General features: G+C 72.1%; 7 protein-coding genes. 2 read left to right on the forward strand and 5 right to left on the reverse strand.

Translation table 11 applies throughout. The features are described 5' to 3' along the window. Positions 1 to 29: 29 nt before the first annotated feature. From ACF08M_RS29515 to ACF08M_RS29535, 5 genes are all read right to left on the reverse strand, one after another. Positions 30 to 959, reverse strand: a complete 930-nt coding sequence (locus tag ACF08M_RS29515; RefSeq protein ID WP_392188305.1) for a hypothetical protein — start codon at positions 957 to 959, stop codon at positions 30 to 32. Between the two features lie 172 nt (positions 960 to 1,131). After that, positions 1,132 to 2,658 (reverse strand): hypothetical protein, encoded by a 1,527-nt coding sequence (locus ACF08M_RS29520; RefSeq protein ID WP_392188306.1) that lies wholly within the window; start codon positions 2,656 to 2,658, stop codon positions 1,132 to 1,134. A gap of 83 nt (positions 2,659 to 2,741) precedes the next feature. Further along, positions 2,742 to 6,404 (reverse strand): hydantoinase B/oxoprolinase family protein, encoded by a 3,663-nt coding sequence (locus ACF08M_RS29525; protein ID WP_392188307.1) that lies wholly within the window; start codon positions 6,402 to 6,404, stop codon positions 2,742 to 2,744. Positions 6,405 to 6,681: 277 nt separating this feature from the next. Further along, the gene (locus ACF08M_RS29530; RefSeq protein WP_392188308.1) at positions 6,682 to 8,100 is read right to left on the reverse strand and encodes a HEAT repeat domain-containing protein; all 1,419 of its coding nucleotides are present in this window, start codon (positions 8,098 to 8,100) and stop codon (positions 6,682 to 6,684) included. Positions 8,101 to 8,319: 219 nt separating this feature from the next. Further along, positions 8,320 to 8,712: an ankyrin repeat domain-containing protein gene (locus ACF08M_RS29535; protein ID WP_392188309.1), complete on the reverse strand. Its 393-nt coding sequence runs from the start codon at positions 8,710 to 8,712 to the stop codon at positions 8,320 to 8,322. Positions 8,713 to 9,035: 323 nt separating this feature from the next. On the opposite strand from ACF08M_RS29535, the gene ACF08M_RS29540 reads away from it, so the two are divergent. Continuing rightward, positions 9,036 to 9,230, forward strand: coding sequence for a hypothetical protein (locus ACF08M_RS29540; RefSeq protein WP_018103962.1), 195 nt, complete (start codon positions 9,036 to 9,038; stop codon positions 9,228 to 9,230). A gap of 37 nt (positions 9,231 to 9,267) precedes the next feature. After that, a complete protein-coding gene (locus ACF08M_RS29545) occupies positions 9,268 to 10,905 on the forward strand; it encodes a hypothetical protein (protein WP_392188310.1) in 1,638 nt (545 codons plus the stop codon). Positions 10,906 to 10,973: the final 68 nt, after the last annotated feature.

Raw genomic sequence — 10,973 nt, forward strand, 5'->3', positions numbered from 1 at the left:
GGGGGAAGACGGCGGGCGTGGGGCGGCGGTCAGGCGTGGAAGGGCAGACCGGCGTCGGCGGCCAGCTCCAGGTCGTCGGGGTCGGGCGGCGGCAGGAGCGTCGCCGTGCCGTCGGTGACGGGCACGACTCCGAGTTCCAGGAGTTCGGCCATGGCGGCGCTGCCGGCCATGTCGCGGACCTGGAGCTGGTAGCGGGCGGTGGTCCGGAAGGCTCCCCCGGCGTCGTCCCCGGTGCGCTGGAGGAAGCCGGAATCGGTGAGGAAGGCGACGGCCTTGCCGACGATGCCGGTGGTGGAGCCGGCCAGCCTCCGGGCGTCCTTCGTCGCCCCGGTGGAGCTGCGCCGGGCGTAGATCCGCCAGGCCGCTTCCAGCCCGGGGTGGTCGGTGGCCGGGTCGGTGTTGTCGCCGTGCTCCTCGGCGCGCTCCTCCAGGCGGTGGCATGCCTGGCGTACGAACGAGTCGACGCCGTTGACGGTGATCCGGCCGATGTACGCGTCGTCGGCGAGGTCCTCGGGGCGGGGGAACGCCATCGCGGCGACGGCGAGGTGGGCGAGCCCGTGCAGGAAGCGGTCGGCGGAGTCGGAGGAGGCGCGGCGGGCGTAGTCGCCCATGCGGACGGCGAAGACCGAGTCCTCACCGGCGGTCACGGCCATGCCCGCGCGGGTGGACACCTCCAGCACGACCAGGCCGAGTCCGGTCGCCACGGCGTCGGCGAGCCGGGCGAAGGCGGGCTCCTCCCGGTAGCGGCGGAGCAGTTCGGCGTATTCGGCGTCGCGTGCGGGCAGCAGTTTGGGCTGTAGTCCGAAGGCGACGAGCCGGGCGGCGTCGGCTGCGTCGGCCGGGGTGACGGGTGCGGCCGCGGCGGGGCCGGCCGATCCGGCGGGCGCCGTGTTCTCGGTCGCGTACGCGGCGGTCGGCTCGCTCCACGCGTCGGCGTGCTGTGCGCGGTGGTCGCTCACGACTGTCGCTCCTTGCTGCGGAATTTCTTCGGTACGGGATGGGCGGCGGCGCCTCTCGCGGCGTCCGTGCCGAGCGGCGCGGTTCCGGCCGGTCCGCCGGCGGGGCGACGGCGTCCACCGCCGGGGTGCGGAGGCCGGATCGGCCACTGGTGTGCCTCCCGCGGCACGCCGCTCATGACGCCTCCGAGCGGTCCGCGGCCATTCCGGCCGCGTCCAGCAGGGCTGTACCCACTATCAGGTCCGCGCCGCCGAACTCCGGGTCGTCGAGCTGCGTTCCGTCGTCGACGGAGAACAACAGGCGCTGCTCACCCTGCCGGTAGGCGGTGCCGACGGGCGGGCTGGCGGCGTGCACCGCGAGCAGGGCCACCAGATAGGGCAGTTCGGGGTCCCGGCGGCGGGCCTCCGCGAGAAGTCCGGAGAGCCGGCGCGGGGCGTCGTGCTCCAGGTCGAGGAGTTCCATGGCACTCGCGAGCTGTTCCTCGCTGAACCTGCTGTCGTCCGGGGTGGCGATCAGATCGGGTTCGGGCATCTCGGCGCCCAGATGTTCCCGTTCCGGGGGCGGGGTGAGCAGCATGTCGACGAGGTCGCCCACCCGCACCGAGGTGGGGGTGCGCAGTCCGGTGCCGTGGGCGAAGAACGCGTCGGTGACGCGGATGGCCTCTTCGACGGGGAGCGGCAGCAGCGGGGCGACCAGCTGGCCGTACAGATCGAGGCCGCCGCGGACCGTGGGGGCGGCGAACGCCTGCCGGTCCTGCTCGGCGCGGAACAGCGGTCCTGCCTCCAGCAGCCGGGACTGCAACTGGGTGTGACGGCGGATGCAGTCCTTGACGATGTCGACGAGTTCGGCGGCGCGCCGCTTGTGCTCGGGCTCCTCGGCCTCGTCGCGCGCCTTGCGGATGTTGGTGAGGATCGCGTTCTCGTGGCGGTAGCGGTCGGCGACGTGGTCGAGTGCCTCGGCGATCATGTCGGGGACTGCGTTGAGCCAGTCGACGGCCCGGACGTTGCGCCGGGTGGCCTCCAGCGTCCTGCGGAGGGTCTCCGCGTACTGCACGGTGCGGTAGCGGGCCTGTTCGGCGGCGAGCTGCGCGTCCGCGAGACGGCCTCGGCTGATGAGGACCTCCAGCTTCACCTCGGCGGCGATCTGGGCGCTGGTGACGTCGGTGTCGAGGGCGCCGACCAGGACGTTGACCGCTTCGTCGGTGGCCCGGAGATAGACGGTGCCGCCGTATCCCGGGACCTCTTCGACCAGCTTGAAGTCGTAATCCCGACGGACATACACCCCATCAGGTCCGAAAGTGCCGTATACCGCACGGAATCCACGGTCGACGCTGCCGACGTTGATCAGGTTCTCCAGCACCCAGCGGGCGACCCGCTCGTGCTCGGCGGCCGGGCGGTCCGGGGCCTGGGCGGCGACGCGGGGAAGAAGCCTGGCCACTATCTGGTCGTGGTCGGCACCGGTGTCGAAGTCCATGTTGAGGGTGACGTGGTCGATCGCGGCGAGCGCGACCTCGGCCATCGCGTAGACGGTGTACTCACCGGCCAGATTCGCCTTGCGCACATCGAGGTCGTGCAGCGGCGCCGTGCAGGCGAGCGCGCGCAGCCGCCGCGAGAGCCCCTCGTCGGCGGCCGGGCCCGGGGCGGGCCGCGGGCCCGCGCTGAGCTGGGGCGCAGCGTTGTCCGTGTAGGCAGGCGAAGTCACGCTGCACAGATTAGGTCCTCACCCCGACAACGGTCGAAACGGCGCAGAAGCGACCCGTTGCCCGGAGCCGGCCGGCCGGGGCGTCACGGCTGTTCGCCGGTGCGTTCCGTACCGGCTCCGCGCCCCGGTTCCGGGGCTCCGTAGCCCCCGCCGCCCGGGGTGCGGAGCACCAGGACGTCCCCCCGCTCCAGGTCGGCCGTGTCGCAGCCGCGCAGCGGTGTGACCGTCCGGCCGTCCGCCCGCTCGATGTACTGCTCGCCCGGCGCGCCGGGCTCTCCGCCCGCCATCCCGTACGGCCTCACCCGGCGGTGGCCACAGAGCAGTGCCACGGTGACGGGTTCGAGGAAGCGGATGCGCCGTTCCACGCCGCGACCACCGTGCCAGCGCCCCGCGCCCCCGCTGCCGTCCCGTACCCGGAAGCCCTCCAGGAGCACGGGGTAGCGCCATTCGAGGACTTCGGGGTCGGTGAGGCGGGAGTTGGTCATGTGGGTCTGTACGGCGTCGGCACCGTCGAAGCCGTCGCCCGCGCCCGAACCGCTCGCCACCGTCTCGTAGTACTGGACCCGTTCGTTGCCGAAGGTGAGGTTGTTCATGGTGCCCGAGCCCTCGGCCTGGATACCGAGCGCCGCGTACAGGGCGCCGGTGACGGCCTGGGACGTCTCCACGTTTCCCGCCACGGTGGCGGCCGGATGGGCGGGGGCCAGCATGGAGCCCTCCGGAATTCTGACCTCCAGGGGTTTGAGGCAGCCGCTGTTCAGGGGGATGTCGTCGGCGACCAGGGTCCGGAAGACGTACAGCACGGCCGCCATGACCACGGACTTCGGCGCGTTGAAGTTTCCCGGCTGCTGCGGTGAGGTGCCGGTGAAGTCGACGACCGCGCTGCGGGCGGCGGTGTCCACGGTGAGAGCGACCTCGATGACCGCGCCGTTGTCGGTCTCGTAGCGGTAGGCACCGTCATGCAGTGAGGCGATGATCCGGCGGACGGACTCCTCGGCGTTGTCCTGTACGTGCCCCATGTACGCGGCGACGGCCTCGGGACCGAACTGCTCCACCATGCGCCTCAGTTCGGCGATGCCCTTCTCGTTGGCGGCGATCTGGGCGCGGAGGTCGGCGAGGTTGGTCTCCGGGTCGCGGGAGGGGTACGCGGCCGTGGTGAGCAGCTCGCGCGTCTCGGCCTCGCGGAATCTGCCGTCCCGTACCAGAAGCCAGTTGTCGAACAGCACTCCTTCCTCGTGGATGGTGCGGCTGAAGGCGGGCATGGAGCCGGGGGTGATGCCGCCGATCTCGGCGTGGTGTCCACGCGAGGCGACGAGGAACCGCAGCCGGGGCCCCTCGTCGGCGGTCCTGTCGGGGGCGAACACCGGTGTCACCACGGTCACGTCGGGCAGGTGTGTGCCGCCGTGGTAGGGGTCGTTGATGGCGTACACGTCGCCCGGCCGCATCGCGCCGTCGTTGCGCCGCAGCACCTCCTTGATGGACTCCCCCATCGAGCCGAGGTGGACGGGGATGTGCGGGGCGTTGGCGATGAGGTTGCCGTCCGCGTCGAAGAGGGCGCAGGAGAAGTCGAGCCGTTCCTTGATGTTGACGGAGTGGGCCGTGTTCTCCAGGCGCACGCCCATCTGTTCGGCGATCGACATGAAGAGGTTGTTGAAGACCTCCAGCATGACGGGGTCGACCCGGGTGCCTACGGCGGTGCGGTCGGGGCGCGGGCGGACCCGGGTGAGCAGCAGGTGGCCGGTGTCGGCGAGAGCGGCCTGCCAGCCCGGGTCGACGACGGTGGTGGCATCCGCCTCGGCGATCACGGCGGGGCCGGTCACGGTGTCCGCGGGGTGCAGTTCCTCGCGCCGGTGGAGCGGGGTGTCCTGCCATCGGCCCTCGGCGAACATGCTTACGGTGTCGCGTGGTCGGGGCTCCGTGCTCTCGCGGGGCGTGCGGTCGGCGGGGCGCGGCCGGTGCTGCCCCGCCGTCCCGGTCGCCTCAACCGACACCGCTTCGACGACCAGGGGCCTGTCCATGGTGAACGCGTAGCGGGCGCGGTGCCCGGCGGTGAACGCCTCGGCCATGGCGGACACGGTGTCCAGGTCGACGGACAGGCTGGAGTCCGTGCCGGCGTAGCGCAGCAGCACACGGGCGCGCGTGCTGATCGCGCTGTCGGGGATGGCGTCGGCGCGCAGTTCCGCGCGCGTGCGGTCGGCGAGTGCGTCGCAGAGTTCGCCGACCGCGGCGCGGGTCGCCTCGTTCAGTTCCGCCTCGACGGACTGCTCGCGCATCGCGGTGGCGTCGGCGAGACCGATGCCGTACGCGGACAGCACACCGGCCAGGGGCGGTACGAGGACGGTGTCGATGCCCAGGGCGTCGGCGACGGCGCAGACGTGCTGGCCTCCGGCTCCGCCGAAGCCGGTGAGGGCGTAGCGGGTGATGTCGTGTCCGCGTTGCACGGAGATCTTCTTGACCGCGTTCGCCATGTTGAGCACGGCGATCTCCAGAAACCCCGCGGCGACCTCGGCCGCCGTGCGCCGTGTTCCGGTGGCGCGTGCCACGTCCTCGGCGAGCGCGCCGAAGCGTTCGCGGACGAGGTCCGCGTCGAGCGGGAGGTCACCGTCCGGTCCGAAGACGGCCGGGAAGTGGGCGGGCTGGACCCGGCCGAGCATCACATTGGCGTCGGTGACGGTCAGCGGCCCGCCGCGGCGGTAGCTGGCCGGGCCGGGGATCGCGCCCGCCGAATCGGGGCCGACGCGGTAGCGGTGGCCGTCGAAGTGCAGCACGGAGCCGCCGCCGGCCGCGACGGTGTGGATGTTCATCATGGGGGCGCGCATCCGCACCCCGGCCACCTGGGTGCCGAGCTCGCGCTCGAACTCGCCCGCGTAGTGCGACACATCGGTGGAAGTGCCGCCCATGTCGAAGCCGATGACCCGGTCGTGTCCGGCCTGTCCGGATGTACGGGCCATGCCGACCACGCCACCCGCGGGTCCGGACAGCACCGCGTCCTTGCCACGGAAGTGGGAAGCCTCGCGCAGTCCGCCGTTGGACTGCATGAACATCAGCCGGACGCCGTCGAGTTCGCGGGCGACCTCGTCGACGTACCGGCGCAGGATCGGTGAGAGATAGGCGTCGACGACGGTGGTGTCGCCGCGTGGCACGAGCTTGATCAGCGGGCTCACCTCGTGCGAGCAGCTGATCTGGGTGAAGCCGGCCTCGCGGGCCGCGGCGGCCACGGCCTTCTCATGAGCGGGGTGGCGGTAGCCGTGCATCAGGACGACGGCCGCGCTGCGCAGGCCGTCCGCCCGGGCGGCCCGCAACCGCTCGGCCACCGCGTCCCGGTCCAGTGGTGTCACGACCCGGCCGTGGGCGTCGGTCCGTTCGGGGACCTCGATCACCCGCTCGTACACGGCTTCGGGCAGCAGGATGCGGCGGTCGAAGAGCCTCGGCCTGTTCTGGTACGCGATGCGCAGAGCGTCCCGGAAGCCCTCCGTGATGACCAGCACGGTCGGCTCGCCGCGCCGCTCCAGCAGGGCGTTGGTGGCGACCGTCGTACCGATCTTCACCATGCCGACCCGGTCGGCGGGGACCGGGTCGGCCGGACCGAGTCCCAGCAGCCCCCGGATTCCCGCCACAGCGGCGTCGCGGTATCGGTCCGGGTCGTGGGAGAGCAGCTTCCGGGTGACCAGGTACCCGTCGGGATCGCGGCCCACGACATCGGTGAACGTCCCGCCACGGTCGATCCAGAACTCCCAGCGTCCGGTCATCTCTCCATACTGACCTGCCGCACCGGTTGCAGCCCTGCCCTCGCACGAACTGCTCCCCGGCGGGCGGCACCCCGTGGAGAGCGGCCGGCGTCCACGCCCGGTCCGCCGCACCCGGACGAACGGCGTCGGCGTCGGCGTCGGCGTCGGCGTCCGGACAGGAACGCGCAGCCCCGAACGCGGCGGCCCGCACCGGGGAACGGCACCGGGGAACCACCCGGCGCACCGGTGGCGTGCGGCTCCGAAGTACCCGCGGCGCGCGCCGCTGGGTGCACCCCGGTCAGACCGCGGGGGTGTCGGGCCCGATCCGGCTGCGTACTGCTGTCTGCACCTCTGCCTCCTCCGCCGGGTCCGCGGCGAGTCGGCGCAGTCGCTCGGCGACCCTGATGTCGCCGGTCTCGGCGTGGAGTGCGGCGACCTCGCGGGTGGTCTCCTCGCAGTCCCACAGGCATTCGACGGCAAATCCGGTGGGGAAGGAGGGGTCGGTCGCGGCCAGGGCGCGGGCCGCTCGGCCGCGCAGGTGCGAGGAGGACGTCTCCCGGTAGACATGGCGCAGTACGGGAGCCGCACAGGCGACGCCCAGTCTGCCCGCGCCGTCGACGAGGGTCCACAGGCGCGGCGCGTCAGGGCCGTCGCCCCGTACGGCTTCACGGAGTGCGCCGAGGACCAGTGGGGCGTCCTGGGCGCCGCCCCGGCAGGCGAGCACACCGGCCGCGGAGGCGCCGAGGGCGTCGGGACGCCGGGCCCAGAGGCGGGCACGCTCCACCGCCGCGTCGCCGCACATCCGCTCGAAAGCGGTGACGGCCGCGTCGGCGACGGTGCGCGAGGCACTGACCGCGGCGTCCTCGATCAGATCGAGCACGGCCGGGTCCCTGGTCTCGGCCAGGTGGTGCAGGGCGGCGCAGCGGGCGCCTTCCGGACCGTTGCGGGCGGCCTCGATGATCGCGGACCGGTCGTCGGGGCCGGCGACAGCCGTGAGGCAGCGGGCGGCCGGTACGTGGAGGACGCTGCCTCGTTCGAGTCCCTGCTGGGCCCAGTCGAAGACGGCCTGGACGCTCCATCCGGGGCGGGGGCCGCCCGATCGCATCTGCCGCTGCCAGCGGTCGAAGGAGCCCTGTTCCGAGGCGGCCCTGACCCGGGCGCCGACCTCGTCGCGGGGGTCGTCGGCCCAGAGCCGCCAGGGGCGTGGTTCGAAGGCGTCCCGCACGGTGGCAGCCAGTTCGGCGGCACCCTGCTCGGTGGCCGGGAACCGGCCGAGCACGGGCACGGCGAGGGCGCGGAGTCCCTCGTCGTCGTCGCGCAGGGCGAGTTCGTCGAGGGCCCAGGCCCAGTTGGCCCCGGTCGCGGCGTACCGCCGCAGCAGGGCCAGGGCGTCGTCCCGTCCGTACGAGGCGAGGTGGCCGAGTACGGCGAGGGCCAGTCCGGTGCGTGAGTCGTCGGTGTCGAGGTGGTCGTCGGGATCGCACAGGTGGCGCTCGATCTCTTCGATGCCGCCGTCGAGGTCGAGATACAGGCGTGCGTAGTAGAGCGAGCGGTTCTCCACCTGCCAGTCGTGGCGCGGATCGCTCAGGACGCAGTGGTTGAGAGCCGCCAGGGCCTCGGGGCGTGGTGCGGCGAGTGCGTGGAGCGTGCCGTCGCCACGGCCCCTCTGCAGCAGGCCGAGCAGAGTGCCGCTCGGCGCTATGAACGGATCAAACATGAAAAAAGCCTCACATCAAGCTGTCGACGCAACCGGGACTGTGCAGTTCCAAGTGCCGGGTGGGGCACTACGCCGCGCAGCGACATGATCGGCCGACCGCCGTCTTCTGCTTGGTGTAGACCATCTTCCTCTGCCTCTCGTCGGTGGCCCGAACCGGGCCCGCGACGTCATGATGACCCAGCCATTTCGCCACCGCGACCACATTTACGGCGTACCCGGTCAGTGGGCGCCGAAGAGTTCCAGCAGGTCGACCTTGCCGAACATGCGTGCGGTATCCAGCGCGGAGGGCGTTCCGGCCGCCGGGTCGGCCCCCGCGGCGAGCAGCGCCTCGATCACCGCACCCTCGCCCTTGAAGACGGCTCCGGCGAGGGGGGTCTGTCCGCGATCGTTGGCCCGGTCCGGGTCGGCGCCACGGGCGACGAGGGCGGTGACCGCGGGGGCATGGCCGTGATACGCGGCGAGCATCAGCAGCGAATCGCCCCGGTCGTTGGTGAGGTTCGCGGGAACACCCGCGTCGACGTACGCGGCGAGCGTGTCGGTCTCTCCACGGCGGGCCAGGTCGAAGACCTTCGTCGCCAGCTCGACCACCTCGGGACCGGGGGTTTCGCTCATCGGACGGACCGCCTTCCATTAACCGGTTTCACCACTGTTGACCTGCCGGGCCGTACGCCCCGGGGGCCGTACGAGTGAATCGACAGGGTACTGCCCAATCGCGCACATACCCCGTGCCGCCCGCGGCAAAAGATCACACCCGGTGACGGCGGAACGGCTCGCGACACCGAATGCTCGTCCCCTCCGGCGTTCCACCGACACCGGATCCGCCAATCTAGTGAAAATAACGACTTTTCACTCGAATGCAGCTTTTATCGTATAGATACTTCCGGTGAATCTGGAAGGACTCATGGTGACTGTCCCCCCAACCAGGAGAACTCCTCATGATCCTGTCCATGTCAGGCGTCGTCATCCTCGGCATCATCGTCTTCCTCTTCTTCAGGAAGGACGGCCTCAAGGCATCGCACGCACTCGTCACCGCCCTGTTCGGTTTCTATCTGGCAGGCACCGCCATCGCACCGAGCATCACCGCGGGCGGCGCGAGCCTCGCCGGCCTCCTGGGCGGGATCAAGTTCTGACCCCCCACGACCGCTCCCACCCCTTCAGGAGACCGACGTGGCCCGGCGACCACTCCCCCGTATTCTGAGCAGCGGCACCGTGTCGATCACCCGCAGTCGCGAGTTCGCGCGCACGGCCGCCGACAACGCCACCGACGTCCTCCATCCGCTGATCACGATCACCCGTGGTCTGCGGCTGCTGGCCGGAGCCGGACGGCAGAGGTGGGCCGCGACGCCCAAGGACAAGCGTGGTCCGGTGCTCTGCTCCGTCGCGGCCTGCGTCCTGGTGGTCGCGCTCCTTCCGTACGGGTCCGTGCTCACCCTGGTCGCGGTGATGGGCGCCGCCGCATGGAAGGGGCGGGAGCGGACGCCGGTGAAGACCGGTCCGGACGAGGCGCAGACCGGGCGGCTGCGATCGCTCTACGAGGCGCTCGTGCCGTACTTCTCCGTGGCCGACGACCCCAGTCCGCTGTTCGCCCACGGCGGCGACTGGGACAAGACCTTCAGCGGCTACGAGTTCGACGGCGACGGGCGCCTGACGCGTCTCCAGGTGACGTACCCCGCCTACTTCACCGACAGCGAGGCCGATTCCCGCGCCCGGATCGAGCAGCTGCTGCACGCCAAGTCGGGCCGCGGCCGCGAATACCACTTCGCCTGGGACGAGGAGAGCAACCGGCTCGTCATGAGCGTGCTCGGCGCCCTGCCCACCTCGATCGGCGCCCAGCGCTTCGTCACCGCACCGGGCGAGACCGTGCTGGGCTTCACCGACGGCGACGCGGTGCAGCGCACCGTTCCCGTGGACGACGGCGGAACGACCCGTGACGCGCCTCCGGTCGTCTGGCGGACCGGCGCCCGCTCCACCGAGCCGCATCTGCTGGCCGTCGGACAGCCCGGCAGCGGCACCACCACGTTCCTGCGCTCCATCGCCCTGCAGGCGCTCCAGCACGGCGACATCCTGATCATCGAAGGAAGCGGCACCGGCGAGTACGCCTGTCTGGCCGGGCGCGACGGAGTGCTGGCCGTGGAGTGCGGCCTGTCCGGCGCGTTGGCGACCCTGGAGTGGGCGGCCCATGAGACGGAGCGGCGGCTGATCGCCGCGAACCGGGCCCGCCAGTCCGGTCACCCCGCCCCGGACGACATCAAGCGCCCCCTCTGGGTACTGCTGGACCGTCCCAGCGCCCTCGGACACCTGGCGGCCGCCGACGGCAGACCCGACCCCCAGGATCTGCTCCAGGTGCCGCTGCGGCACGGCAGGGCGGCGAACGTCACCGTGGTCATCACCGATCAGTTCGACAGTCTGGACGCTCTCGGCGAGACCGTCAGGACCCACACCCGGGCCCGGGTCGTGATCGGTGACTGCTCCCGCGACCAGATCGAGGCGGTGCTCGGCACGGAGCCGCACACCACCCCGACGCCGGACGTCCCGCCGGGCCGCGGGTACGCGCGGCTCGGCACCGGCCCCGTGCTGCGGCTCCAGGTCCCGGCCACACCCGATCCCTACGACGAGGCGACCAGCGAGGCGCAGCGGCAGGCGGTGCTCGGTCTGCTCCCGGAACGGCAGACGGCGGCCGGGGCGACACCCCCAGTCGAGGCGGCCGAGGCGGCCGCACCCGTCGGGGCGGGCATCCCGGATCCGCTGATGCCGCACCCCCTGACCGCGGCCGTGGCCGTCGAGGGCATGAGGGCCCGCGAATGAAGCACAGCGGTGCGGGGGTGGGGGGGGGGCCGCGGCCCCCCCCCCCCCCCCCCCCGCGGGGGAGCGCG

This window comes from Streptomyces sp. NPDC015032, from assembly GCF_043080425.1.
GTDB lineage: Bacteria > Actinomycetota > Actinomycetes > Streptomycetales > Streptomycetaceae > Streptomyces.

What these genes read in the sequence shown, in the direction of transcription:
- ACF08M_RS29525 (WP_392188307.1), bottom strand. Translation starts at nt 6,404, where the DNA reads ATGACCGGACGCTGGGAGTTCTGGATCGACCGTGGCGGGACGTTCACC.
- ACF08M_RS29530 (WP_392188308.1), bottom strand. Translation starts at nt 8,100, where the DNA reads ATGTTTGATCCGTTCATAGCGCCGAGCGGCACTCTGCTCGGCCTGCTG.
- ACF08M_RS29535 (WP_392188309.1), bottom strand. Translation starts at nt 8,712, where the DNA reads ATGAGCGAAACCCCCGGTCCCGAGGTGGTCGAGCTGGCGACGAAGGTC.
- ACF08M_RS29540 (WP_018103962.1), top strand. Translation starts at nt 9,036, where the DNA reads ATGATCCTGTCCATGTCAGGCGTCGTCATCCTCGGCATCATCGTCTTC.